The sequence below is a fragment of the Enterobacter sp. Bisph1 genome, from assembly GCF_000814905.1.
Classification (GTDB): domain Bacteria; phylum Pseudomonadota; class Gammaproteobacteria; order Enterobacterales; family Enterobacteriaceae; genus Kosakonia.
Map to the genome: position 1 here is coordinate 125,655 of NZ_JXAG01000033.1, position 25,521 is coordinate 151,175.

General features: G+C 51.9%; 22 protein-coding genes. 11 read left to right on the forward strand and 11 right to left on the reverse strand.

The genetic code is table 11. From position 1 onward, the window contains the following. Positions 1-27 precede the first annotated feature (27 nt). A complete protein-coding gene (locus RW65_RS08145; protein WP_039056217.1) occupies positions 28-486 on the reverse strand; it encodes an Lrp/AsnC family transcriptional regulator in 459 nt (152 codons plus the stop codon). 115 nt (positions 487-601) lie between these two features. Between RW65_RS08145 and RW65_RS08150 the strand changes: the two genes are divergently transcribed. Further along, positions 602-1,648: a PLP-dependent cysteine synthase family protein gene (locus RW65_RS08150; RefSeq protein WP_039056219.1), complete on the forward strand. Its 1,047-nt coding sequence runs from the start codon at positions 602-604 to the stop codon at positions 1,646-1,648. 43 nt (positions 1,649-1,691) lie between these two features. Here the strand turns inward: RW65_RS08150 and cof are convergent, their stop codons facing one another. Next, a complete protein-coding gene (cof, locus tag RW65_RS08155; protein WP_039056220.1) occupies positions 1,692-2,510 on the reverse strand; it encodes an HMP-PP phosphatase in 819 nt (272 codons plus the stop codon). Positions 2,511-2,607: 97 nt separating this feature from the next. Here cof and RW65_RS08160 point away from each other — a divergent pair, with 97 nt between their 5' ends. Both RW65_RS08160 and queC read left to right on the forward strand, forming a co-directional pair. Then, entirely contained in the window at positions 2,608-4,305 is a 1,698-nt protein-coding gene (locus tag RW65_RS08160; RefSeq protein WP_039056221.1) for an SgrR family transcriptional regulator, read from the forward strand. A 66-nt stretch (positions 4,306-4,371) separates the two neighbouring features. Further along, a complete protein-coding gene (gene queC, locus RW65_RS08165) occupies positions 4,372-5,067 on the forward strand; it encodes a 7-cyano-7-deazaguanine synthase QueC (protein ID WP_039056222.1) in 696 nt (231 codons plus the stop codon). 93 nt (positions 5,068-5,160) lie between these two features. On the opposite strand, the gene RW65_RS08170 is transcribed toward queC, so the two are convergent. The 9 genes from RW65_RS08170 to bolA form a co-directional block, all read right to left on the reverse strand. After that, positions 5,161-5,568, reverse strand: coding sequence for a YbgC/FadM family acyl-CoA thioesterase (locus RW65_RS08170; protein ID WP_039056223.1), 408 nt, complete (start codon positions 5,566-5,568; stop codon positions 5,161-5,163). A 94-nt stretch (positions 5,569-5,662) separates the two neighbouring features. Then, positions 5,663-6,043 (reverse strand): helix-hairpin-helix domain-containing protein, encoded by a 381-nt coding sequence (locus RW65_RS08175; protein ID WP_039056224.1) that lies wholly within the window; start codon positions 6,041-6,043, stop codon positions 5,663-5,665. 152 nt (positions 6,044-6,195) lie between these two features. Next, entirely contained in the window at positions 6,196-8,073 is a 1,878-nt protein-coding gene (ppiD, locus tag RW65_RS08180; RefSeq protein WP_039056225.1) for a peptidylprolyl isomerase, read from the reverse strand. A gap of 209 nt (positions 8,074-8,282) precedes the next feature. Next, positions 8,283-8,555, reverse strand: coding sequence for a nucleoid-associated protein HU-beta (gene hupB / locus RW65_RS08185; protein ID WP_039056226.1), 273 nt, complete (start codon positions 8,553-8,555; stop codon positions 8,283-8,285). A gap of 210 nt (positions 8,556-8,765) precedes the next feature. Beyond that, the gene (gene lon, locus RW65_RS08190) at positions 8,766-11,120 is read right to left on the reverse strand and encodes an endopeptidase La (protein ID WP_039056227.1); all 2,355 of its coding nucleotides are present in this window, start codon (positions 11,118-11,120) and stop codon (positions 8,766-8,768) included. A 183-nt stretch (positions 11,121-11,303) separates the two neighbouring features. Beyond that, positions 11,304-12,578, reverse strand: coding sequence for an ATP-dependent protease ATP-binding subunit ClpX (gene clpX, locus RW65_RS08195; protein ID WP_039056228.1), 1,275 nt, complete (start codon positions 12,576-12,578; stop codon positions 11,304-11,306). Between the two features lie 125 nt (positions 12,579-12,703). After that, entirely contained in the window at positions 12,704-13,327 is a 624-nt protein-coding gene (clpP, locus tag RW65_RS08200; protein WP_039056229.1) for an ATP-dependent Clp endopeptidase proteolytic subunit ClpP, read from the reverse strand. A gap of 284 nt (positions 13,328-13,611) precedes the next feature. Continuing rightward, a complete protein-coding gene (tig, locus tag RW65_RS08205) occupies positions 13,612-14,910 on the reverse strand; it encodes a trigger factor (RefSeq protein WP_039056230.1) in 1,299 nt (432 codons plus the stop codon). 348 nt (positions 14,911-15,258) lie between these two features. After that, positions 15,259-15,576: a transcriptional regulator BolA gene (bolA, locus tag RW65_RS08210; protein ID WP_039056231.1), complete on the reverse strand. Its 318-nt coding sequence runs from the start codon at positions 15,574-15,576 to the stop codon at positions 15,259-15,261. Between the two features lie 299 nt (positions 15,577-15,875). On the opposite strand from bolA, the gene RW65_RS08215 reads away from it, so the two are divergent. The 8 genes from RW65_RS08215 (at position 15,876) to RW65_RS08250 (ending at position 25,090) form a co-directional block, all read left to right on the forward strand. Further along, positions 15,876-16,454 (forward strand): lipoprotein, encoded by a 579-nt coding sequence (locus RW65_RS08215; protein WP_039056232.1) that lies wholly within the window; start codon positions 15,876-15,878, stop codon positions 16,452-16,454. Positions 16,455-16,491: 37 nt separating this feature from the next. Then, entirely contained in the window at positions 16,492-17,967 is a 1,476-nt protein-coding gene (gene ampG, locus RW65_RS08220; protein WP_039056233.1) for a muropeptide MFS transporter AmpG, read from the forward strand. Positions 17,968-18,581: 614 nt separating this feature from the next. Beyond that, entirely contained in the window at positions 18,582-19,529 is a 948-nt protein-coding gene (gene cyoA / locus RW65_RS08225) for a cytochrome o ubiquinol oxidase subunit II (protein WP_039056234.1), read from the forward strand. 19 nt (positions 19,530-19,548) lie between these two features. Continuing rightward, positions 19,549-21,540: a cytochrome o ubiquinol oxidase subunit I gene (gene cyoB / locus RW65_RS08230; RefSeq protein ID WP_039056236.1), complete on the forward strand. Its 1,992-nt coding sequence runs from the start codon at positions 19,549-19,551 to the stop codon at positions 21,538-21,540. Next, positions 21,530-22,144, forward strand: a complete 615-nt coding sequence (locus tag RW65_RS08235; protein WP_039056237.1) for a cytochrome o ubiquinol oxidase subunit III — start codon at positions 21,530-21,532, stop codon at positions 22,142-22,144. Before cyoB ends, RW65_RS08235 begins: the two co-directional genes overlap by 11 nt. Beyond that, entirely contained in the window at positions 22,144-22,470 is a 327-nt protein-coding gene (locus tag RW65_RS08240) for a cytochrome o ubiquinol oxidase subunit IV (RefSeq protein ID WP_017458876.1), read from the forward strand. The genes RW65_RS08235 and RW65_RS08240 overlap by 1 nt, the downstream gene beginning before the upstream one ends. Positions 22,471-22,482: 12 nt before the next feature. Continuing rightward, positions 22,483-23,370, forward strand: coding sequence for a heme o synthase (cyoE, locus tag RW65_RS08245; RefSeq protein WP_039056238.1), 888 nt, complete (start codon positions 22,483-22,485; stop codon positions 23,368-23,370). 796 nt (positions 23,371-24,166) lie between these two features. Further along, positions 24,167-25,090 (forward strand): chitinase, encoded by a 924-nt coding sequence (locus tag RW65_RS08250; RefSeq protein WP_039056239.1) that lies wholly within the window; start codon positions 24,167-24,169, stop codon positions 25,088-25,090. The last annotated feature ends 431 nt before the right edge of the window (positions 25,091-25,521 follow it).

Here is a 25,521-nt window from a genome sequence, read left to right on the forward strand (position 1 = left end):
TTCGGCAGTGAGCAACTGCCGCGAGGGTTATTCAATGGGCAAAGCCGTGGTGTATTTTATCTGTTCCATCGCGAAGCTAGAAGTGACATCTGAAAGACCCGGAACGCTGTTCACCAGCTTCTTGTAAAAGTCATCATAACGTTTCATATCCGCCACCTGTACACGCAGAAGATAGTCGTACTCACCCGCCATCCGCCAGAAACCCAGCACTTCAGGCATCTGCTGCACTTCGCTAACGAAGCGGCTATACCAGTCGCTGCTGTGGTGCTGAGTTTTAATCAGCACAAACGCCGTCAGATTAAGCCCCAGCTTTTCCGCATCCAGCACCGCCACCCGGCCGAGTAAAATACCCTCATCCTCCAGCCGTTTTAGACGTTTCCAGCAGGGTGTGGTAGTGAGATTAACGGCATCTGCCAGCGCCTGCAAAGAGAGCGAACAATCCTGTTGCAGTAGCGAAAGGAGCCTGCGGTCAATTTTATCTAACATTGGGGCTTTCCAGAGAAAATTATTCTCCTGATAGTGTAATACAAAGGCGAAATGGCAACCCTTTTTTCTTTCTCCTTCGCTAGACTGGGCACAAAATGACAAACGGATAACCACCATGAATAGCAACTGGGTGAAATACGCGATCAACGAAATTAATGCTGACGCACAGCGTTCAGCGGATACCCATTTGATCCGCCTGGCACTGCCGGCTTTTACCGGTATTAATCTCTATTTAAAAGATGAAAGCACCCATCCAACCGGCAGCTTAAAGCACCGCCTGGCGCGCTCGCTGTTCCTGTATGGGTTATGTAACGGCTGGATCAAAGAGGGCACCACGATTATCGAGGCCTCTTCCGGTTCAACAGCGGTTTCCGAAGCCTGGTTTGCGCGCCTGTTAGGCTTGCCGTTTATCGCCGTTATGCCGCACTGCACGGCGAAGCGTAAGATTGAGCAAATTGCTTTCTATGGCGGGCGCTGCCACTTTGTCGACAGCGCCTGTGAAATTTACGCCGAGTCGGAACGGCTGGCGAAAGAGTTGAACGGCCACTATATGGATCAGTTCACCTTTGCCGAGCGCGCAACGGACTGGCGCGGCAATAACAATATCGCCGATAGCATCTTCCGGCAGATGAAAAATGAACCTCACCCGCAGCCGGATTATATTGTGATGAGCGCCGGTACCGGCGGCACCTCAGCGACCATTGGCCGCTATATTCGCTGCCAGGGGTATAACACGCAACTAATGGTAGTGGACCCGGAAAACTCGGTATTCCTCGATTATTGGCAGCAGCGCGATAGCCGCCTGCGAAGCCAGGTGGGCAGTAAGATCGAAGGCATTGGCCGCCCGCGCGTGGAACCGTCATTTATTGCTGATGTGGTGGACGAAATGCTGCGCGTGCCGGACGCGGCGAGCATTGCCTGCGCACAATGGCTGGAAACCCAGCTCGGGCGTAAGGTCGGCGCGTCAACCGGTACCAATATGTGGGGCGCGTTGCAGCTTGCCGCAAGGATGCGCGACGAAGGCCGCCGTGGTTCCATCGTCACGCTGCTGTGCGACAGCGGCGAACGTTATCTCGATACCTATTACAACCCGCAATGGGTAGCGGCTAATTTCGGCGATATTGACCCGTGGAAAGCGGAAATCATCCGTTTGACGGCATAAAAAAAGCCAGGTTTTAACGCCTGGCTTGCTGGAAAGATCTTTTTCATTCGGGGGAATAAGGAAGATGTGGAGTGTCCAGCCAGTGTGTCAAAAAGTGAGAGACCGCCTGATCGCGGCAGTGTCCGATAACCGGTAAATGGGGCAGCGCCGTACGCAACTGCGGCATGGCGTTGCCCATGATCATGCCGCAGCCCACGCTTTCCAGCATCTCCCGGTCATTCATCGCATCGCCAAAAGCCATACAATCCTGCAAGGAAAGCCCAAGCGATGTGCTGAGTACCGCCAGTGCAGAACCTTTATTGCAGCCTACCGGCAGAATTTCCAGACAATCCATCGCCGAGAAACACAAGTGCGCCCGCGCGCCCAGCGCCTCATTGAGTTGAATACGCAAGCGGCAAAGATCGTCGTGGTCGCCGACAAAGCAGATTTTAGTCACGTCATGAGCGGACAAGCGTTTGAGATCGACCAACTGATAAGTGAAGCCGCTATAAAGGTGCGCCTGCAGCGTCGCAGGCAGCGCTTTGTCCGTCAGCCAGCCGGAATCATTGAAAACGTGGATTGTCGCAGATGTCTCCCAGCGGCTATGCAGCACCCGATCCGCAACCTCGGGGCTAAGATCCTGGCGATACAGTACCTCGCCTTCACGGGAGTGGATCCGCGTACCGTTGCCGGTAATCAAAAAGGCATCCATCGCAATAGCACTAAGAATGCGGCGCATCTCCAGCGCATGTCGCCCGGTGGCAAAGGCGAGGGTCACTTCCCGCTCATGCAGACGACGCAGCGTCGCTAACGTTTGATCGCCCAAACGATGGTCAGGCATTAACAGGGTGCCATCCATATCAAACGCAGCCAGACGTGCCATGTGTATCTCCGGTTAACCGTGGTGAGTGTTGCATTCCAGTATTGCGTGGGATATACGGAAGTAATAGTGAATAGATGAATATTATTGTTCCGGGTTTATGCGACGACTTAATCGGCTTAACCAATATCAGCGCCTGTGGCAGGCGTCATCCGGCGAGACGCAATCCGTCAGCATTAGCGAACTGGCGGCACGCTGTTTTTGCAGCGAGCGGCATATGCGCACGTTGCTCGGCCAGATGCAGTCGTCAGGCTGGTTACGCTGGCAGTCGCACGCCGGGCGGGGCAAACGCGGGGAACTTTATTTGTTGGTGACGCCCGAATCCGTGCGCCGCGAGATGCTGGAGCAGGCGTTAAACGCCGGGCAGCAGGAGGATGCGCTGGCTCTGGCGCAGCTTGAACCCGATGATTTACGCGCGTTGCTGAATCCTTTTCTTGGCGGCTTATGGCAAAACGACACGCCGACGCTGCGTATTCCATACTATCGTCCGCTGGAGCCGCTGCGTGCCGGGTTTCTCCCGGGGCGCGCCGAGCAACATTTAGCCGGGCAGATTTTTAGCGGCTTGACCCGTTTTGTCAGCGGCAATTTTCAGCCCCAGGGCGATGTGGCTCATCACTGGGATATCAGCCCTGATGGCCTGTGCTGGCGATTCCATTTGCGCGCCACGCTGCACTGGCATAATGGCGATCCCGTTACCGCCGGGCAGTTACAGGCGCAACTACAACATTTGCTCACCCTGTCGGCCCTGCAAAAATTTTTTGCCAGCGTTAACACTATTGAGGTGACGCATCCCTGGTGTTTGACCTTTACGCTTCATCAGCCTGATTACTGGCTGGCCCACAGGCTTGCCAGCTATGGCAGCCGTCTGGCGCATCCCCAGCACCCGACGCTGGGAACAGGACCTTTTCGTCTGGTGACGTTTAGCCGCGAGTTAGTGCGCCTCGAAAGCCATGACTATTACCATCTGAATCACCCGCTGCTAAAAGCGGTGGAATATTGGATAACGCCGCAGCTTTTTGAGCAGGATCTCGGCACCAGCTGCCGCCATCCGGTGCAGATAGCCATCGGTAAGGTGGATGAGCTGCGGCACTTACAGCCCGTGAGTAACAGCACCAGCCTGGGATTTTGTTACCTCGCCTTGCGTCCCGGCTCGCGCCTGAATGCCGCACAGTTACGCCGGGTGGTGCAGATTATCCACCACTCGACGCTTCTGCAAACGCTACCGCTGGATGAAAACCTGATTACCCCCAGCCGTGAGCTGCTACCGGGCTGGCAAATGCCCGACTGGCCGACGCAACAGGTTCCACTGCCGGAAAAACTGACGCTGCTCTATCACCTGCCCGTCGAACTTCACACGATGGCGGAACAGCTGAGATTACATTTGGCTACGCTGGGCTGCGAGCTGACGGTGATTTTTCATGACGGCAAAAACTGGGAGGGCTGCACGCAACTCGCCAGCGCCGATATGATGATGGGCGACAGGCTGATCGGCGAAGCGCCGCAGTCGACGCTGGAACAGTGGCTGCGTTGCGATCCGCTGTGGCCTTCTCTGCTGGGCGCGTCTGCCTTCGGCCATCTGCAAGCCACTCTTGATGCGGTGCAGCGCCAGCCTGACGAGGAGTCGCGCAACCGCGCCTTGCAGGCTGTATTTTATACCCTGATGGACGATGCGGTTCTCACGCCGTTGTTTAATTATCAGTACCGTATTAGCGCCCCGCCGGGAGTGGAAGGCGTTCATTTAAATACCCGCGGCTGGTTTGACTTTGCCGAAGCCTGGCTGCCGCCGCCAGCGCGATGAAGAAGCTGGTCGCTGTCCACCGCTCGCGTTACCATAGCGCCTTATTTGCTATTGTCAGGAAGAATTATGAAACGTGCCGTAGTGGTATTTAGTGGCGGACAAGATTCCACAACCTGCCTGATTCAGGCGTTACAGCAATATGATGAAGTGCATTGCGTGACCTTTGATTACGGTCAACGCCATCGCGCCGAGATAGACGTGGCGCGGGAACTGGCGCAGACGCTGGGCGCGCGCGCCCATAAAGTGCTGGACGTCACGTTGCTTAATGAACTGGCGGTCAGTAGCCTGACGCGCGACAGCATTCCGGTACCGAATTATGAACCTGACGCCAGCGGCATTCCGAACACCTTTGTGCCCGGTCGTAATATCCTCTTTCTGACGCTGGCTGCGGTATATGCTTATCAAGTCCAGGCGCAAGCGGTGATCACCGGCGTGTGTGAAACGGATTTTTCCGGCTATCCCGATTGCCGGGATGAGTTTGTGAAAGCGCTGAATCATGCGGTTAGCCTGGGGCTGGCAAAAGATATCCGTTTCGAAACGCCGTTGATGTGGCTCGATAAAGCCGAAACCTGGGCGCTGGCGGATTACTGGGGCAAGCTGGATTTGGTACGCAACGAGACGCTGACCTGCTATAACGGTATCAAAGGCAACGGCTGCGGCCAGTGTGCGGCCTGTAACTTACGCGCCAACGGTTTACAGCATTATCTGGCCGATAAACCCGGCGTAATGGCGGCGATGAAACAGAAGAGTGGCCTGCAATAAGCGCCTTAAGCTGAGTAAAAATGAAGCCGCCGTCGGGTTTTCTCCGCCAGCGGCTTTGTTTTTTCGGCCAGCAATACGGTGCGCAGAGAGGGGTTAATCCCCTTCGCGGATCATCTTCTCTAGCCTCTCTCTGAGTTCACCCTCCAGCGCCAGCGCTTTTTGTGTTTTCAGATCGATACAGACAAAGGTCACCAGCGCGTCAGCGACGGTTTGCCCGTCCGGGTTTAACGTCACGTTCTGGCTGAGTACGCCGCTTTTACCATTGATCTGCTGCACATGGCTGGTGACCGTAAGCAGATCCCCCAGCACCGCCGGGCGGCGGTAATTGATATTGATATTAACCACTACAAAGGCGATGTTGTTAGCGGTCATCCATTTGAAGCTTTCGTTATTTTCCAGCCCATCCCAGCGCGCCTCTTCCAAAAACTCCAGATAGCGGGCGTTATTAACATGTTGGTAAACATCAAGATGAAAACCACGAACTTTGATTTGCGTCTGCATAGCGCGTTAACCTTTACCGTTTATAGTTATAGAGACAGAGGCCATACTGGTATGACCTCTTTATTCTGGCAAAGATTAGCCACTGCGCAAGGGATTAGAGTTTTAGATTCGGTAAATTACGCTCCACCAGCGCGCCACCGATACCCGGTACCTGTTTAAGATCCTCAATGGTTTTAAACGGACCGTACTCTTCCCGATAGCTGACAATGGCCTGCGCTCGCTTAATCCCCACCCCACTCATCACCTGCGATAGCTCTTCCGCGGTTGCGCTATTGATACTCACCTGCGTACCGTCCTCTTCCAGCGCATTTTTTGCCGTTTCTTGCGCTTTGCTTTGCGGCGACGCGGCCGCTTCGCCTTTACTTTGCGCCGTCTGGGATTTTGCCGCTTCGGACGGCGCGGCCAGCGCACTATGGCTCAGGCTCGCGCAAGCGAAAGTGAGTGTGATTAAGAGGGCTTTGATTCCATGTTTCATTGTGTTTTCTCCTTTGTTTTCAACGCCGGGTTACAATAACCACAACCCACAACGCTGACAAAAGCGAAACAGTGAAAATGGAAAAGGCCGCGAAAGCGGCCTTTTAGCATTGCAGAGCGTTACGCTATTTTTGCGTAGCACATCGAGGATTGTTATTGCTGCTGTTCTACCGCAATATCGCCCAGCTTGATTTTTGCTTCTTTGCGCAGGTTGCTCATCAGCGCTTCAAAGGCGATCTGTGCGTTATTCTGCGTGATGCCCTGCACCATCGCTTTCTTCTGCGCATCCGGCATCGTCCCGGCTTTCACTTCGTCCAGCGCCATAATAACCACATTGCCTTGCTGATCGTTGGCGACACCGAAGGAGGGTTTATCTTTTGCCGGCAGCGGCAGATTAAACGCCGCCTGGCTGACAGGATCCTGCCCGGTACGCGAAAGCGTCGTTGCCGCGCCGAAGCTCAAACCCGCCGCTTTCAGCGCCTCATCACCCTTCCCGGCTTTCAGTTCGCCGAGCAGTTTTTCCGCATCCATTTTCGCCTGTTGCGCCGCTTTATCGTGCTTAACGATATCGCTGACCTGGGCTTTGACTTCGTCCAGCGGTTTGACCGCTTCGGCTTTGTGATCGGTAATACGCAGCACAAACGCACGATCGCCATCAACGGTGATGATGTCCGAGTTACTGCCCGGCGCGCCGTTGATACCTACCAGACCGCCATTAAAAATGGCATCGCTGACCGGTTTAAAGTTCAGCTCTTCCGGCAGGTTATCGCGACCAAACCAGCCGGTCTGCATAGCTTTAGTGCCTGCCGCCTGTTCAGCGCCCGTCAGCGACTCGTTATCATTGCTGGCTGCTTCGCTCACTTTACGCTGCAGCGCGAACCACGCATCCAGCGCTTTTTCCTGCTTCACTTTTGCTGCCAGTTCGTCGTGGACATCTTTCAGCGGTTTCACCTGTGCAGGCTGGAGATCGTCCAGACGGGCAACCAGAAAACCGACGGAAGATTTGATCACCCCGGAGAGTTGGCCTTTCTCTTTCAGCCCGGCTTTTTTCAGCTCATCCGGCGTGGTGGCCTCTTCAAGCCATCCCATATCGCCGCCGTTACGCGCGGAGATAATATCTGCGGATTTGGTTTTAGCGAGGGCAGCAAAGTCTGCGCCTTTTTTCAGCTCATCAAGTACCGCTTTTGCTTCGTCTTCCGTTTTGGTCTGGATAATGCTGTAACGGTTACGCTGCGGCTGGGTGAACTGATCCTGATGCTGATCGTAATACGCCTGAATTTCTTCGTCGCTGACCTTTTCCTGCATCGCGGCGGCATCAAGCTTGATATAGCTTACGCGGAACTGCTCGGGCGTGATAAATCGGCTCTTGTTGCGATCGTAGTAGCTGGCGATTTCATCATCGCCGGCAGTCTGTTTCGCCGCCAGCGCGTTAACGTCAATCACCGCCTGACGCACCACACGCTGCTGGGCCACCAGCGCTGCCAGCTCGTCAGTCTCGCCTTTCAGCATAAAATCGGTACCGGCGACGGCGTTGATCAGCTGCTGAGAGGTTAATTGATTACGCAGCGCTTCAGCATACTGATCGGTGGTCATGCCCATCTGGTTGACGATGGCGGAGAAGCGGTTGTTATCAAATTTACCGTCGGCATGAAACGCCTGGGTGGCAAAAATCGCATTTTTAACCTGCTCGTCGCTAATACCAAGGCCAAGGTTTTTCGCGTATTGATCAAGCAGCGCTTCGTCGATTAAGCGGTTGAGCACCTGCTGACGAACGGATTTCATGTAGTTTTCGTTAGCGGCCAGTTCAGAGAACCGATCGCCCAGCTGCTGCGCCATACGGTTGCGCTCGCTGTTTACCGCATTTTCAAACTGCGAACGGCCGATCTCCTGACCATTAACTTTTGCGGCGTAATTATTGTTACCGCCAATCAGGTAGTTACCCACGCCAGTCAAAATGAATGACACGATAATTAAACCCAGAATGATCTTGAGCACGACGTGGTTGGCCGCCGCGCGTAAATTGTCCATCATGGTGTAACAACACTCCGCTGTAGGTGACTGTAGATCTCGGGCAGCGCTCGGTGCCCGCTGCGCGTAAGGGCGTATTTTGACAAGAAACCGGGGCAATTGTTAGCCCGCATCGCGTATAAACTCGCAGAAAGTGCGTTAAGACAAATAAAAAAGGCACATCTCGCGATGCGCCCTTGTGGTTTCCCGCTCACCCTGTAGAGGGATGGCGATCAGTTTACCGCGTCTTTCAGTGCTTTGCCTGCGCGGAAACCAGGAACTTTGGCCGCAGCAATGGTGATCTCTTTGCCGGTCTGAGGGTTGCGGCCGGTACGGGCAGCACGGTCTTTAACAACAAAAGAACCAAAACCTACCAGCGCCACGTCGTCCCCGGATTTCAAAGAATCAGTAACGGCAGCAATAAAAGCATCTAACACCCGTCCAGCCGCGGCTTTAGAGATGTCAGCATCTGCGGCAATCTTGTCTACCAATTGAGATTTATTCACTCTACTCTTCCTCTCATTATAATTTATATCGCACCTGCATCCTTCACAGTGCGACCGCGCAGCAGTTATATCAGGCCTGTCATGCCCTTACAACACCAGTTGATGATGATTCAATCAACCAGCAATCTAAATTAGCTATACAAAAAAAGACTGGCAAGCACCAAATTACTTACCAGCCTCGTTTTTATCAACGCACTTTGCGCAAGGTCACTATTTTGCCGTCGCGACCTGCATGCCAAATGGCGCATTCTGCAGCGCGAGACTAAGAACCTCTTCAATCCGCTTGACCGGATGGATCTCCAGATCGGCTACCACATTATTCGGAATTTCTTCCAAATCGCGTTTGTTTTCGTAAGGGATCAATACCGTCTTAATGCCCCCGCGATGCGCCGCCAGCAGTTTTTCTTTCAGACCACCAATCGGCAAGACCTGACCACGCAGTGTGATCTCACCGGTCATCGCCACATCGGCGCGAACCGGGTTACCGGTCAGGCAAGAAACCAGCGCGGTACACATGGCGATCCCGGCGCTCGGACCATCTTTCGGGGTCGCGCCTTCCGGTACGTGAACGTGGATATCACGTTTCTCGTAGAAATCACCGTTGATACCGAGTTTCTCCGCGCGGGCACGGACCACGGTCAGCGCAGCCTGGATTGACTCCTGCATCACTTCACCCAGTGAGCCGGTATAGGTCAGCTTGCCTTTACCCGGTACGCAGGCGGTTTCAATGGTCAGCAAATCGCCACCCACTTCCGTCCATGCCAGCCCCGTTACCTGACCGACGCGGTTTTCATCGTCGGCACGGCCGTAATCAAAGCGCTGCACACCCAGATAGTCATGCAGGTTGTCGCCGTTGATCTCAATGTGTTTCAGCGTCGGATCAAGCAGCAGCTGTTTAACCGCCTTACGGCACAGTTTGGAGATTTCACGCTCCAGACCACGCACGCCCGCTTCACGGGTGTAATAACGGATGATGCCGATTATCGCGCTGTCATCAACGGTAATCTCACCTTTTTTCAGCGCGTTACGTTCGATCTGCTTGGTCAGCAGGTGACGTTTGGCGATGTTCAGTTTTTCGTCTTCGGTGTAGCCGGAAAGACGGATCACTTCCATACGATCCAGCAGCGGTGCCGGAATGTTCATGGAGTTGGAAGTGGCAACGAACATCACATCGCTGAGATCGTAATCCACTTCCAGATAGTGATCGCTGAAGGCGACGTTCTGTTCCGGATCCAGCACTTCCAGCAGCGCAGAAGCGGGATCGCCACGCATATCGGAGGACATTTTGTCGATTTCATCGAGCAGGAACAGCGGGTTTTTAACGCCCACTTTCGCCATCTTCTGAATCAGTTTGCCCGGCATGGAACCGATATACGTCCGGCGGTGACCGCGGATTTCCGCTTCATCACGCACGCCGCCCAGCGCCATACGGATGTATTTGCGCCCGGTTGCCTTAGCAATAGACTGACCCAGAGAGGTTTTACCCACCCCCGGCGGCCCTACCAGACACAGAATCGGCCCTTTAAGTTTGTTCATGCGGGTTTGCACCGCAAGGTACTCAAGGATGCGGTCTTTAACGCGTTCCAGACCGTAGTGATCGGTATCGAGGATCTCTTGCGCCTGGCGCAGGTCTTTTTTGACCTTGCTGCGTGCATTCCACGGTACCTGTACCATCCATTCGATATAGCCGCGCACCACCGTCGCTTCCGCAGACATGGGTGACATCATTTTCAGCTTGGAGAGTTCGGATTCCGCTTTCTCTTTTGCCTCTTTCGGCATTTTCGCGGCGTCAATTTTGCGCTTCAGCGCTTCATTTTCGTCCGGCGCGTCATCCATTTCGCCCAGCTCTTTCTGAATGGCTTTCATCTGCTCATTCAGATAGTACTCACGCTGGGATTTCTCCATCTGCTTTTTCACGCGGTTGCGAATACGTTTCTCAACCTGCAGCAGATCGATTTCAGATTCCATCATCGCCATCAGATATTCCAGACGTTCATTAACGTCGGACATCTCGAGCACGGACTGCTTATCCGCAAGCTTAAGCGGCATATGGGCAGCGATGGTGTCGGCCAGACGCGCGGGATCGTCGATGCTGTTCAGCGATGTCAGCACTTCCGGCGGGATTTTTTTGTTCAGTTTGATATAGCCTTCAAACTGACTGATTGCCGTACGCACCAGCACTTCCTGCTCGCGCTCATCTATCGCCGGCGAGTCAAGGTATTCTGCTTTCGCAGAGAAGTGCTCGCCATCGTCGGCAAGGGTAGTAATGCGCGCGCGCTGAAGCCCCTCGACCAGCACTTTTACCGTGCCATCGGGCAGTTTCAACATTTGCAAAATAGACGCCACGGTCCCGACGGTGAAAAGATCGTTTACACCCGGCTCATCCGTTGATGCTTCTTTCTGCGCAACCAGCATGATTTTTTTATCATGGTCCATGGCTGCTTCCAGACAACGGATTGATTTTTCCCGTCCCACAAATAACGGAATGACCATGTGCGGATAAACCACCACATCGCGCAATGGCAACACGGGGATTTCAATGCGTTCAGAACGCTCAGGATTCATAGAGCTCTCTCTTAGTTTAAAGTCCGCCAGGTTATGAGGTGACGTGACTGTGCAACACGCACCATTAACATGTAAAGCAGTATATGGGGATGTTTCCCACACATTCAACGCCGTGTTTTCGGAAAAATAAAAGGGGAGATAAAATCCCCCCTTTCAGGTTAACTGATTGTAAATTTTGATTAATTATTCGCCAGATGCCTGCTGTGCTTCCGGTTTGCCATAAATCAATAACGGTTTGCTTTGACCAGCAATAACCGACTCATCAATGACCACTTTTTCGACATCTTCCATCGACGGCAGATCGTACATGGTATCGAGCAGAGCGGCTTCTACGATAGAACGCAGACCACGGGCGCCGGTTTTACGCACCATCGCTTTCTTAGCAATAGCGTCGAGCGCTTCGTCGCGGAACTCGAGATCCACACCTTCAAGATTGAACAGCGCCTGATACTGCTTGGTCAGGGCGTTTTTCGGCTCTTTGAGGATCTGAATCAGCGCGTCTTCACTGAGTTCATTCAGCGTAGCGACCACCGGCAGACGACCGATAAATTCCGGAATCAAACCGAATTTGATCAGATCTTCCGGCTCAACCTGCGACAGCAGTTGGCCTTCGCTGGCTTTTTCCGCTTTGCCTTTCACCGTTGCGCCAAAACCAATGCCGGAGCCGGTTTCAACACGGTGGGAAATGACCTTATCGAGACCAGCAAACGCACCGCCACAGATAAAGAGGATTTTGGAGGTGTCAACCTGCAAAAACTCCTGCTGCGGATGTTTACGACCGCCCTGCGGTGGAACCGCAGCCACGGTGCCTTCGATCAGTTTCAGCAGCGCCTGCTGTACCCCTTCACCGGAAACGTCACGGGTGATGGACGGGTTATCCGATTTACGTGAGATCTTGTCGATTTCATCGATATAGACGATCCCGCGCTGCGCTTTCTGTACGTCGTAGTCGCACTTCTGCAGCAGTTTCTGGATAATATTTTCCACGTCTTCACCGACGTAACCCGCTTCGGTCAGCGTCGTAGCATCGGCCATGGTGAACGGAACATCCAGCAGACGAGCCAGGGTTTCCGCCAGCAGCGTTTTACCGGAACCCGTTGGCCCGATCAGCAGAATGTTACTTTTACCTAATTCCACGCCGTTGCTGGTATCGCCATTGCGCAGACGTTTGTAGTGATTGTATACCGCGACCGCCAACACTTTTTTCGCCTGTTCCTGACCGATAACATAGTCATCGAGATGGTGGCGGATCTCATGTGGGGTAGGTAACGCGCTGCGCTCGCGATGCGGCGCAACCTCTTTAATCTCTTCGCGAATAATGTCGTTACACAGATCCACACATTCGTCGCAGATATACACGGATGGCCCGGCGATTAGCTTACGCACTTCATGCTGGCTTTTGCCGCAAAAAGAGCAGTACAACAGTTTGCCCGATCCATCTTTGCGTTTATCTGTCATGAGTCAAAACCTCTTTTCTGTTCTTTGTGCCGCACATGACGACGCAAATGCCATTCCAGGCGCAAAACATTACCCAAGCGTATGCCGCTCATACTTAATAGTATAGCGGCACATGAAGCCTGAGCTTAGTTACGATGGGTTAAAATTGAATCCACCAGCCCGTACTCCACTGCTTCTTGCGCGGCAAGGAAGCGGTCGCGTTCGGTATCGCGTTCAATTTGTTCTAATGATTGACCCGTGTGATGCGCCATAAGTTCATTCATGCGCCCTTTCACTTTCAGGATCTCACGCGCGTGGATTTCGATATCCGTCGCCTGGCCCTGATAGCCGCCCAGCGGCTGGTGGATCATCACACGTGAATTCGGCAGGCAGAAGCGCTTGCCTTTTGCGCCCGCCGTCAGCAGGAAGGCGCCCATTGAAGCAGCCTGCCCCATACAAATAGTACTGACGTCCGGCTTAATAAATTGCATGGTGTCGTAGATGGACATCCCGGCAGTAATCACCCCGCCTGGGGAGTTAATGTACAGGTAGATGTCTTTTTCCGGGTTTTCCGCTTCCAGAAACAGCATTTGCGCCACAATCAGGTTCGCCATGTGGTCTTCCACCTGGCCAGTCATGAAAATTACGCGTTCCTTGAGAAGACGGGAGTAGATATCGAAAGAGCGCTCACCGCGTGAGGTCTGTTCAATAACCATTGGCACCAGAGCCATATGGGGTGCAAAGTTGTCTCGTTCGCCGCTGTATGACATTTCCGTCTCCTGGATATAAATATAAACAATTCTGCTGTACTGATTGTACTTGAGTGAGCAGGGTCTGACTATGACCGCTCACGGACGGATTATCAGCCAGAGTCGTTTCTGTCGCTTTTCCCTTAATGGGGATGACGTTGCATGAATTCAAGCATAACAATATTTTGCTGTTACGCTAACACTGAAACGCCCTTTTAGCACATATCTGCTAGTCCTGATGCGATAAAAAAAGCCCGTCACCAGCAGGTGACGGGCTTATTACTTTTGGCTATCGCAGAAGTCGATTAAGCCTGTTGGTTCATCAGTTCGTTAAAGGAAGTGGCTTTCTCAGTCACTTTCGCTTTTTCCAGAACCGCTTCAACAGCTTGTTCTTCCAGCGCCACGTTACGCATGTTTTCCATCAGCTCTTTGTTTTTGCTGTAGAATTCGATCACTTCTTTCGGATCTTCATACGCAGACGCCATCTCTTCGATCAGGCCTTTAACACGCTCTTCGTCAGCTTTCAGCTCATTGGTACGAATCACTTCGCCCAGCAGCAGACCGACAACAACACGGCGTTTAGCCTGCTCTTCGAACAGCTCACGCGGCAGTTCAAGGGCTTGTTTCTCGTTGCCACCAAAACGCTGTGCAGCCTGACGACGCAGTACGTCGATTTCGCTGTCGATCAGCGCAGCCGGCACGTCGATTTCGTTCGCATTCACCAGGCCGTCAATCGCCTGAGATTTAACACGGTTACGTACCGCGCCTTTCAGCTCGCGCTCCATGTTTTTACGCACTTCAGCGCGCAGACCGGCGATTGAGCCATCTTCAACGCCGAAACGTTTGATGAACTCTTCGGTCAGTTCCGGCAGCTCACGCTCTTCAACTTTCTTCAGGTTAATGACGAATTTCGCCGCTTTACCTTTCAGGTTTTCTGCGTGGTAATCTTCCGGGAAGGTCACGTCGATAGTGAACTCTTCGCCCGCTTTGTGGCCTTTGATACCGTCTTCAAAGCCCGGGATCATACGACCCTGGCCCATGGCCAGTACGAAATCAGTGGCTTTGCCGCCTTCAAACTCTTCACCGTCAACGGAACCGCTGAAATCAACGGTCACGCGATCTTCCGCGTCTACAGCGCCATCTTTGTCTTTCCAGGTCGCCTGCTGTTTACGCAGGGTGTCCAGCATGGTGTCGACATCAGCATCGGTCACTTCAACAACCGGTTTTTCAACTTCAATAGTGTCCAGCGCTTTCAGCTCAACCTGCGGGTAAACTTCAAACTCTACGGAGTAAGTGAAGTCTTCGCCCAGCCTGTATTCGCCCGGAACGTAATTCGGTGCGCCAGCCGGGTTGATTTTTTCCTGAATGATCGCGTCGATAAAGTTACGGCTCATCAGATCGCCCAGTACGTCCTGGCGAACAGAAGCGCCATAACGCTGAGCAACAACGGTCATCGGCACTTTGCCCTTACGAAAACCGTCAATACGTACCTTCTTCGCTACGTTGACCAGCTCGCTCTTCACAGCGGTCTCGATGCTATCAGCAGCGATTGTAATCGTTACACGGCGCCCAAGGCCCTGAGTGGTTTCAACTGAAACTTGCATCTTGTTACCTCAAAAAATCACAGTGCTCGGTCAACTCTACCCTGCGAAGCAAATATTTTGCTTGCAGAACCGGAATGCTCTCTCAAATCAGATATACATTCCCTGTCGTCAGAATCATCCCGAAGACATTCCGAAAAATAAGACGCAGCATTATAGCGGCATCACAGATATGAGTCGAGAAGGGGAACGGCGCAATGCTGCGTCATTTTTCACACTTCTGAAGCAATTTCATGCAAAAAATCGCGTTTCTCGCTCAAATTTCAGACAAAACAAAACGGCCCGCAGGCCGTTTTTACATAATCTGCATGCAACATACTGGAAAAGTTCAGGCAGTTGCAACCCGGATTTCTACACGATGCTGCCAGCGCCGCGACAAGCTGGCGAGGTCAGCAGGGTATCCTGCAAGCCTTCCCACTCTTTTAGGGTGTAAGTATGCAGCGCAAGGGCATGAATCGTGGTGGACAGGTCCTCCGCCAGCACGCCGTAGATCATGCGATGGCGGTTAACAAAACGCTCACCGGTAAAGCGATCGCTTACCAGCACCACTTTGAAGTGACTTTCAGAACCTGCCGGGACATTGTGGCGATAGCTTTCGTCCACAACTTCAAGAATGACGGGCTCAAATGCCGCCTTCAGCTTTGCTTCTATTTGTTCGCGCATCATCATGATTTTACACTCCCGACAACGCTGAGATGCCAGCCATCTCTTTAAATGTTAGCCGCTTTTACCGTTTCTATAACAATAAAACAACAAAAATACGCCTTCAGCCTGCTTTTCCTGTGAAGGGGATAAACTTGAAGGCAAAGCGACCCTTTTTTTTGCCTTCAAGGCGCTAAAACATTTGCTGACGATAAAAAAAGCACAAGACGATGAATTTCCATGCGTTGAGGACTTCCTCTTAACGGCGGCGATGTTATGATGGCGGGAATTTTCCCCTAAAAGCTTAGATCCTTGAGAGCCTGAACATGTTTAAAAAAATCCTCTTTCCGCTGGTTGCTTTATTTATGCTGGCCGGGTGCGCTACCCCGCCGACTACCCTTGACGTTACGCCTAGAATTACCCTGCCGCAGCAGGATCCTAGCCTGATGGGCGTTACCGTCAGCATTAACGGTGCCGATCAGCGTCAGGATCAGGCGCTGGCAAAAGTCACGCGTGATAACCAGCTGGTGACGCTGACCGCCTCGCGCGACCTGCGTTTCCTGCTGCAAGAAGTGCTGGAAAAACAGATGACCGCGCGCGGGTATATGATCGGGCCAAACGGCGCGGTAAACCTGCAGATCATCGTAAGCCAGCTGTATGCCGATGTGTCACAGGGTAACGTACGCTACAACATCGCCACTAAAGCGGATATCGCGATTATCGCCACCGCAGCGAACGGCAATAAGATGACCAAAAACTACCGTGCCAGCTATAACGTTGAAGGTGCTTTCCAGGCCACCAACGATAAGATCACCACTGCGGTTAACAACGTGTTGACGGACACCATTGCTGATATGTCCCAGGACACCAGCATCCACGAATTTATCAAGCAAAACGCGCGTTAATCCTCTCTGGCCCGGTTTTCCGGGCCAGCTCTTACTTATGTCCAGTCACTACTTACGCATCTTCACTCAGCCCAAATCAGCCATTCTGCTGATTCTCGGTTTTGCTTCCGGTTTGCCTCTTGCCCTGACCAGCGGCACGCTGCAGGCGTGGATGACCGTTGAAAACATCGATTTAAAAACCATCGGCTTCTTCTCTTTGGTCGGCCAGGCCTATGTTTTCAAATTCCTCTGGTCGCCGTTGATGGATCGTTATACGCCGCCTTTATTTGGCCGTCGTCGCGGCTGGTTACTGCTCACGCAACTGTTGCTGCTGCTCTCCATTGCCGTAATGGGCTTTCTCGACCCGGCTAACCATCTGCGCTGGATGGCGGCGTTGGCGGTAGTTATCGCCTTTTGTTCCGCCTCGCAGGATATTGTTTTCGATGCGTGGAAAACCGATGTGCTCCCTCTCGAAGAGCGCGGCGCGGGCGCGGCAATAAGCGTCCTGGGCTATCGGCTGGGAATGTTAGTCTCCGGCGGTCTGGCGTTATGGCTGGCGGATCGCTGGCTCGGCTGGCAGGGTATGTATTGGCTGATGGCCGCGCTACTGATTCCTTGCATTATCGCCACCCTACTTGCCCCCGAGCCAACGGATGCGGTTCCGGTGCCGAAAACCCTGCAGCGCGCGGTGGTCGAGCCGCTGCATGATTTTTTCGGGCGCAACAACGCCTGGCTTATCCTGCTCTTAATTGTGCTTTACAAGCTCGGTGATGCTTTCGCCATGAGCCTGACCACCACCTTTCTGATCCGCGGCGTCGGCTTTGATGCAGGCGAAGTGGGCGTAGTGAATAAAACTCTTGGCCTTATCGCCACGATTATTGGCGCACTGGCAGGCGGCGTGTTGATGCAGCGCTTGTCGCTGTTTCGCGCCCTGCTGGTTTTTGGCGTGCTGCAGGCGCTCTCCAATGCGGGCTACTGGCTGCTGGCCGTGACGGCGAAAAACATCTTCACGATGGGAATTGCGGTGTTTTTTGAAAACCTCTGCGGCGGTATGGGCACGGCGGCGTTTGTCGCGCTGTTAATGACGCTATGCAACAAATCCTTTTCTGCCACCCAATTTGCGCTGCTCTCGGCGCTGTCTGCGGTGGGCCGGGTGTATGTCGGCCCGCTGGCGGGCTGGTTTGTTGAAAGCTACAGCTGGTCGACTTTTTATCTCTTTTCCATTGTCGCGGGCCTGCCCGGACTGGTGCTGCTGGTGATGTGCAAGAAAACTCTGGCCTTCACGCAACAGACGGAAACCTTCCTGCCCAGAACATATTACGCTCCAGCCTACCGGCTGGCGCTGCGCATCCTGAGCATCGGTTGTTTGCTGTTAGGTGCCTGGCTGGTGACGCTGATTGTTAACGCCGTCGGGCTTGCCCAGTGGTCGTTGGACACTGCGCTTTTGCAAGCGGGGGCGCTGTTGGCGATGATCGGCATTCTCTTCGGTGGCGTGCTGGATCTGCTGGCGCTGCGTAAAGCGCAGTTGTTGTAACAGCATAAAAAAAGCGCGCAAGGCGCTTTTTTTATGCTTATAGAAAAAGATGTTAAAAAAGTTAAATAAAAAAATGATTTATCGAGAATATATTCCCCGGCTATTTTGCGCTAAAATTTAACCTTCAAAAAAATAAAAACCGCCTTAAACAATTCACCTTCGTTATTATTATGCTCATTAAATAACCAGCACCTTTTTTTTTACCGATCCCTTAATGCAAACGACCCCAATAAAAAAATCTTAATTGTTTTGTGCCTTATAAATTAAAGGCTACTCTTTAACGATTCAGCAGGGTTATTAATTGTTGGATTTCAGATTAGTTCCAATAATGTTCGATATTTGCTGGATATTTGTTACGTAAATGTATATTAATTTGATTGGTTATACCAATTTACCCTCGCGGCTGATTGTAATGTGATTTTTTCGTTATAATCAGACACTCTGGCCGTGCGAACCACTATTTTACAGATTGTTGCATACCGTGTGACATAATCGGCAGAACCCAGTAACACCTTACTGACACAGAGCCAATGATGTTTACAGTAACGTAACCTTTCCGTAAAATGCCCGCACACTTTAAGCGCCACCAGATCCCGTGGAATTGAGGTCGTTAAATGAGACTCAGGAAATACAATAAAAGTTTGGGATGGTTGTCATTAATCGCCGGCACTGTTTTACTCAGTGGCTGTGATTCTGCACTTCTTGACCCCAAAGGACAGATTGGACTGGAGCAACGTTCGCTGATACTGACGGCCTTTGGCCTGATGTTGATTGTCGTTATTCCCGCCATCTTGATGGCCGTTGGTTTCGCCTGGAAGTATCGTGCGAGCAATAAAGATGCGAAGTATAGCCCTAACTGGTCACACTCCAATAAAGTGGAAGCTGTGGTCTGGACAGTGCCTATTCTGATCATTCTGTTCCTTGCCGTACTGACATGGAAAACCACCCACGCGCTCGAGCCGAGCAAACCGTTAGCCCATGATGAAAAACCGATCACCATCGAAGTGGTTTCGATGGACTGGAAATGGTTCTTCATCTATCCGGAGCAGGGCATTGCTACCGTGAACGAAATCGCCTTCCCGGCAAACGTTCCGGTTCAGTTCAAAGTGACCTCCAACTCCGTGATGAACTCGTTCTTTATCCCGCGTCTGGGTAGCCAGATTTATGCCATGGCCGGTATGCAGACCAACCTGCATCTGATCGCTAATGAACCGGGTATCTACGACGGCATCTCCGCCAGCTATAGCGGCCCGGGCTTCTCGGGTATGAAGTTTAAAGCTATTGCTACGCCGGACCGTGCCGCATTCGACCAGTGGGTCGCCAAAGCGAAACAAGCGCCGAACGCTCTGCCGGATATGGCAGCGTACGACAAACTTGCTGCGCCAAGCGAATACAACAAGGTTGAATACTTCTCCAGCGTGAAACCCGATTTGTTTAAAGACGTTATCAACAAATTTATGGGCCACAGCATGAGCATGGACGTCACCCAGCCGGAAGGCGAGCAAAGCTCGCATAAAGGGATGGAAGGGATGGACATGAGTCACGCGGAAACCTCTCACTAAGGGGTCGAGGAAGAATACGATGTTCGGAAAATTAACACTGGATGCAGTGCCCTACCATGAACCCATTATTATGGTTACGGTGGCTGCCATTATCATCGGGGGTCTGGCTTTACTGGCCCTGATTACTTACTTCGGTAAGTGGAACTACTTGTGGAAAGAGTGGCTGACGTCCGTTGACCACAAAAAACTCGGCATCATGTACTGCCTGGTCGGTATCGTGATGCTGGTGCGTGGTTTTGCTGACGCCATCATGATGCGTAGCCAGCAGGCCCTCGCCTCGGCGGGTGAAGCAGGCTTCCTGCCGCCCCATCACTACGATCAGGTCTTCACCGCCCACGGCGTGATAATGATCTTCTTCGTTGCGATGCCGCTGGTTATTGGTCTGATGAACGTGGTCGTTCCGCTGCAGATTGGCGCGCGCGACGTGGCGTTCCCGTTCCTGAACAACCTGAGCTTCTGGTTTACGGTTGTCGGCGTTATCCTGGTTAACCTCTCTCTTGGCGTCGGTGAATTCGCCCAGACCGGTTGGCTGGCCTATCCGCCGCTCTCGGGAATAGAGTACAGCCCCGGCGTAGGTGTCGATTACTGGATATGGGCTCTGCAGCTTTCCGGTATCGGTACGACGCTGACCGGTATCAACTTCTTCGTTACCATTCTGAAGATGCGTGCGCCGGGCATGACCATGTTCAAGATGCCGGTCTTTACCTGGGCTTCGCTGTGCGCGAACGTGCTAATTATCGCATCGTTCCCGATCCTGACCGTTACCGTCGCGCTGTTGACCCTGGACCGTTATCTGGGCACCCATTTCTTTACCAACGAAATGGGCGGCAACATGATGATGTACATCAACCTGATTTGGGCCTGGGGCCATCCGGAAGTGTACATTCTGGTTCTGCCGGTGTTCGGTGTGTTCTCGGAAGTCGCTGCGACCTTCTCGCGTAAACGCCTGTTCGGCTACACCTCGCTGGTTTGGGCGACCGTGTGTATCACCGTCCTGTCGTTTATCGTATGGCTGCACCACTTCTTCACCATGGGTGCGGGCGCGAACGTAAACGCCTTCTTCGGTATCGCCACCATGATTATCGCCATCCCAACCGGGGTGAAGATCTTCAACTGGCTGTTTACCATGTACCAGGGCCGTATCGTATTCCACACCGCGATGATGTGGACTATCGGCTTTATCGTGACCTTCTCTGTAGGCGGTATGACCGGCGTATTGCTGGCGGTACCGGGCGCTGACTTTGTGCTGCACAACAGTCTGTTCCTGATCGCGCACTTCCATAACGTGATTATCGGCGGTGTGGTGTTCGGTTGCTTTGCAGGTATCACTTACTGGTGGCCGAAAGCGTTTGGTTTTACCCTGAACGAAACCTGGGGTAAACGCGCGTTCTGGTTCTGGATCATCGGCTTCTTCGTGGCCTTTATGCCGCTGTATGTCCTGGGCTTTATGGGTATGACCCGTCGCCTGAGCCAGCATATCGATCCGCAGTTCCACACCATGCTGCTGGTTGCTGCTGCCGGCGCTGCGCTGATTGCCTGCGGTATTCTGTGCCAGCTGATTCAGTACTACGTCTCCATCCGCGATCGTCACCTGAATCGCGATGTGTCCGGCGACCCGTGGGGCGGCCGTACGCTGGAGTGGTCAACCTCTTCTCCTCCGCCGTTCTATAACTTTGCTGTTGTGCCGCACGTTCATGAGCGTGATGCATTCTGGGAAATGAAAGAAAAAGGCGAAGCATATAAGCAGCCAGCGCACTATGAAGAAATTCATATGCCGAAAAACAGCGGTGCGGGCATTGTGATTGCCGCTTTCGCAACGGTGTTTGGCTTTGCCATGATCTGGCATATCTGGTGGATGGCGATCGTTGGTTTCGCCGGCATCGTGATTAGCTGGATTGTGAAAAGCTTCGACGAGGACGTGGATTACTACGTACCGGTTGCAGAAATCGAAAAACTGGAAAATCAGCATTTCGATGAGATCAAAAAGGCAGGGCTGAAAAATGGCAACTGATACTCTGACAACTGCGCACGCCCACGCGCACGAACATGGGCACCATGATTCAGGACCGACGAAGATCTTCGGTTTCTGGATCTACCTGATGAGCGACTGTATTGTGTTCTCAATCCTGTTCGCGACCTATGCTGTGTTAGTCAATAACACAGCGGGTGGCCCGACAGGTAAGGACATCTTTGAACTGCCGTTCGTACTGGTAGAAACCTTCCTGCTGTTGTTCAGCTCCATTACTTATGGCATGGCGGCGATCGCGATGTATAAGGACAACAAGAGCCAGGTCGTTTCCTGGCTGGCGTTGACCTGGCTGTTCGGTGCAGGCTTTATCGGGATGGAACTCTATGAATTCCATCACCTGATTGCGGAAGGCATGGGTCCGGATCGCAGCGGCTTCCTGTCAGCGTTCTTTGCGCTGGTCGGTACTCACGGTCTGCACGTGACCTCGGGTCTGATCTGGATGGCGGTACTGATGTTCCAGATCTCTCGTCGCGGCCTGACCAGCACTAACCGTACCCGTATCCTGTGCCTGAGCCTGTTCTGGCACTTCCTGGATGTGGTATGGATTTGTGTATTCTCAGTCGTTTATCTGATGGGGGCGATGTAATGAGTCATTCAACGGATCATGGCGCTTCCCACGGTAGCGTAAAAACCTACATGACAGGATTTATCCTGTCGATCATCCTGACGGTGATCCCGTTCTGGATGGTGATGAGCGGTACGGCCTCCCACGTGGCGATCCTCGGCACCGTGCTGGTGACCGCGGTAGTACAGATTCTGGTGCATCTGGTGTGCTTCCTGCACATGAACACCAAGTCTGATGAGGGCTGGAACATGACGGCCTTCGTCTTTACTGTGCTGATCATCGCGATCGTGGTGGTAGGTTCCATCTGGATTATGTGGAACCTCAACTACAACATGATGGTTCGATAAGAGCGGCGAAGTATGTTTAAGCAATACCTGCAAGTCACGAAACCGGGCATTATTTTTGGCAACTTGATCTCTGTGATCGGGGGATTCCTGCTGGCCTCTAAAGGCCACATTGATTATCCCCTGTTCATCTACACGCTATTTGGCGTGTCGCTGGTCGTCGCCTCTGGTTGTGTATTTAACAACTACATCGATCGTGACATCGATAAAAAGATGGAACGGACGAAAAACAGGGTGCTGGTCAGAGGGCTGATCTCGCCAAAAGTCTCGCTGGTTTACGCCGCCTTGCTGGGTATTGCTGGCTTTATGCTGCTGTGGTTTGGCGCTAATCCGCTGGCCTGCTGGTTGGGCGTTATGGGGTTCGTTGTCTATGTGGGCGTTTATAGCCTGTATATGAAACGTCACTCCGTTTACGGCACGCTGATTGGCTCACTCTCTGGCGCGGCGCCGCCGGTGATTGGCTACTGCGCCGTGACCAACGAGTTCGACAGCGGTGCTGCGATTCTGCTGGCGATTTTCAGCCTGTGGCAAATGCCCCACTCCTACGCCATCGCGATTTTCCGCTTTAAGGATTATCAGGCGGCGAACATCCCGGTACTGCCGGTGGTGAAAGGCATTTCCGTGGCGAAAAACCACATCACGCTCTATATCCTGGCGTTTGCTGTCGCCACCTTAATGCTCTCCCTTGGCGGCTACGCGGGTTATAAATACCTGGCGGTTGCTGCAGCGGTGAGCCTGTGGTGGTTAGGTATGGCGCTGCGCGGTTATAAAGTGGAGGATGACAAGGTATGGGCGCGCAAACTGTTCGTCTTCTCCATTGTCGCGATTACCTCCCTCAGCGTGATGATGTCGGTGGATTTTATGGTGCCCGATTCCCATAACCTGCTGACCTACGTCTGGTGATGCAAACCCCCCTCTAAGAAGCGTGCTCCGGCACCCTTCCTTCTGAGTGCTTACAAACCCCACGTAAAAACGTGGGGTTTGTTTTATTAGCGGCCGCGGTCGCGATAGTTTTCCTGACTCTTTCCCCGTACGCATCCACCCCAGCTCACTCGCTACCTGCGCCTTTGCACATCCCACATCCACGATGATTATATTCAGCCCGGGCGTTTCGTCTGGCGCAATAACCTGGTGACTAAAAATTGAGATAATATTTTGCAAAATTAGCGGAGTACTATGCTCGAACAACGCATTACTCAGTCGATGATCATTGCGCTTATTTTTTATTTAACCTGAATCTGCCCCGGTACAGAGGCGATAACATAGAACAAATGGAACACTATAAAGATTATAAAAATCAATATGCGTCTTTTATTACCTACCTTATTGGGGATTTCCGGGAATCAGCAGGGATTTAATAATTCTTTCTTAATAAATACTCTTAATAAAGTCTCACGGCACACTAAAAGCTTATTTTTACCTTCCGCTATCAGCGGTGGAATTATGTTACATACCTGACACAACGAACAATAAAAGATCTTAATATAAACCCCCTTATAATTAATCCCATCCAGACATGTTTTTTTTAAAATGAGAGGTTCTTTATGGGCTGATATCCTTAATTAATCGTTACTTATGGCATCGCCATGTGAAAAACAATTGTTCTAGTGTTTTTTGTGGGTTCTTATCGAGAGAATTTATATAAAACACTGCTTTAGATCTCTGCTTAAAATATATTAGAGACATTCAGAGGTATAAAATGAAAACGCTATATACACCCTATATCGATGTCACCGTCAATGCAGACTGGAGCGACTGGCAAACCTATCCCAACGGACGTCCTAATCCCCTCTACTCAGAGCAAGCCAAAGACTGGAAAGTAGATGGTCTGATATTCGGTTTTATAACACTCGCAACGCAAAATAATACGGCATGCTGGGCTGCTCAACCGACGATGCCACTGGACTGGGCCAGACCGTTGGCCGATGATTTACATTCGGACGAAAAAGAGGTGATTATTTCTTTTGGTGGCGCAGCGAATCAAGATATCTCTAATTCGTTTAACGTAGATCAGCTGGTTGAAACATATACGTCTGTAATTAATGATTATCATGCACACGGCCTGGATTTTGATCTGGAAAATGGTCTGTTCGATATTGATAAAATCTGCGAGGCACTGCAAAAGATTCAGGCCTCATATCCTCAAGTCACGCTCAGTTTCACCTTACCCACATTACCATCAGGTCTCACAGATGAAGGGTTGGTAATAGTGAAAAGGGCTGTTGACGCCGGGCTGAAATTTGTCATCAATGGTATGGCTATGGATTACTACAATCCGAATTATGCTAATCAGATGGGTAAAGCAGCAAGGGATGCAGCAACGGCTATCAAAAATCAATTGGCTTTGTTTTATCCCTCCTTGAAGCCCGACGAGTTATACCGCAAAGTTGCCGTAACGCCTATGATTGGGCTTAACGATGACAAATCTATGTTTACGTTTGATGACGCTATTATGGTTGGGGAGTTTTCACGACAAAATAGCCTGTATTACCTTGGAGAATGGTCATTAAATCGTGATAATCCGTCGTCATCCAGTTACGTAAATCCGACATCCAGCGGTAATCCACAACAGAAAGTATCGGGGGAATACGCTCAGCATTTTCTGCAGGGACAGGCTAAATAGAAAACCTCATTTTGTGTTGGCCATAAAAAGCTGCATAGAATAACGAGGCTTGAGGAAAATAGCTCGCTGAAATGCGGGCTTTTCTTCTGAATATAAATAAATATTCAATTAATCGCATTAGCCGTATCACTAGCTAGCCCAGCGATGATAACTCGATAGCCCGACACGTTGCACGGTTCGGTAGAGTAGCCGTTTGACCAAATCCCCGAAAATGAAAATTAGCAGTAGTTTCATGTTCTACTCCAACCACATCAGCCATTCCCCGCCCGGCGGTAAACGAAACAAACTCCTCAACAAATTAAGAAACGCGCTATACAGTAGTCCCAAAAGCAGCATCATTACTATTAATGCAGCCCTGCCGTACGTACACCAATCATTTGCCCAGTGCCCGCAAAAAGCAATAATCACCGCACAGATAGCTATTTGAAAAA

Excerpts from the sequence above, each read along its gene's own strand:
- RW65_RS08145 (WP_039056217.1), bottom strand. The coding sequence starts at position 486 with ATGTTAGATAAAATTGACCGCAGGCTCCTTTCGCTACTGCAACAGGAT.
- RW65_RS08150 (WP_039056219.1), top strand. The coding sequence starts at position 602 with ATGAATAGCAACTGGGTGAAATACGCGATCAACGAAATTAATGCTGAC.
- cof (WP_039056220.1), bottom strand. The coding sequence starts at position 2,510 with ATGGCACGTCTGGCTGCGTTTGATATGGATGGCACCCTGTTAATGCCT.
- RW65_RS08160 (WP_039056221.1), top strand. The coding sequence starts at position 2,608 with ATGCGACGACTTAATCGGCTTAACCAATATCAGCGCCTGTGGCAGGCG.
- queC (WP_039056222.1), top strand. The coding sequence starts at position 4,372 with ATGAAACGTGCCGTAGTGGTATTTAGTGGCGGACAAGATTCCACAACC.
- RW65_RS08170 (WP_039056223.1), bottom strand. The coding sequence starts at position 5,568 with ATGCAGACGCAAATCAAAGTTCGTGGTTTTCATCTTGATGTTTACCAA.
- RW65_RS08175 (WP_039056224.1), bottom strand. The coding sequence starts at position 6,043 with ATGAAACATGGAATCAAAGCCCTCTTAATCACACTCACTTTCGCTTGC.
- ppiD (WP_039056225.1), bottom strand. The coding sequence starts at position 8,073 with ATGATGGACAATTTACGCGCGGCGGCCAACCACGTCGTGCTCAAGATC.
- lon (WP_039056227.1), bottom strand. The coding sequence starts at position 11,120 with ATGAATCCTGAGCGTTCTGAACGCATTGAAATCCCCGTGTTGCCATTG.
- clpX (WP_039056228.1), bottom strand. The coding sequence starts at position 12,578 with ATGACAGATAAACGCAAAGATGGATCGGGCAAACTGTTGTACTGCTCT.
- clpP (WP_039056229.1), bottom strand. The coding sequence starts at position 13,327 with ATGTCATACAGCGGCGAACGAGACAACTTTGCACCCCATATGGCTCTG.
- tig (WP_039056230.1), bottom strand. The coding sequence starts at position 14,910 with ATGCAAGTTTCAGTTGAAACCACTCAGGGCCTTGGGCGCCGTGTAACG.
- bolA (WP_039056231.1), bottom strand. The coding sequence starts at position 15,576 with ATGATGATGCGCGAACAAATAGAAGCAAAGCTGAAGGCGGCATTTGAG.
- RW65_RS08215 (WP_039056232.1), top strand. The coding sequence starts at position 15,876 with ATGTTTAAAAAAATCCTCTTTCCGCTGGTTGCTTTATTTATGCTGGCC.
- ampG (WP_039056233.1), top strand. The coding sequence starts at position 16,492 with ATGTCCAGTCACTACTTACGCATCTTCACTCAGCCCAAATCAGCCATT.
- cyoA (WP_039056234.1), top strand. The coding sequence starts at position 18,582 with ATGAGACTCAGGAAATACAATAAAAGTTTGGGATGGTTGTCATTAATC.
- cyoB (WP_039056236.1), top strand. The coding sequence starts at position 19,549 with ATGTTCGGAAAATTAACACTGGATGCAGTGCCCTACCATGAACCCATT.
- RW65_RS08235 (WP_039056237.1), top strand. The coding sequence starts at position 21,530 with ATGGCAACTGATACTCTGACAACTGCGCACGCCCACGCGCACGAACAT.
- RW65_RS08240 (WP_017458876.1), top strand. The coding sequence starts at position 22,144 with ATGAGTCATTCAACGGATCATGGCGCTTCCCACGGTAGCGTAAAAACC.
- cyoE (WP_039056238.1), top strand. The coding sequence starts at position 22,483 with ATGTTTAAGCAATACCTGCAAGTCACGAAACCGGGCATTATTTTTGGC.
- RW65_RS08250 (WP_039056239.1), top strand. The coding sequence starts at position 24,167 with ATGAAAACGCTATATACACCCTATATCGATGTCACCGTCAATGCAGAC.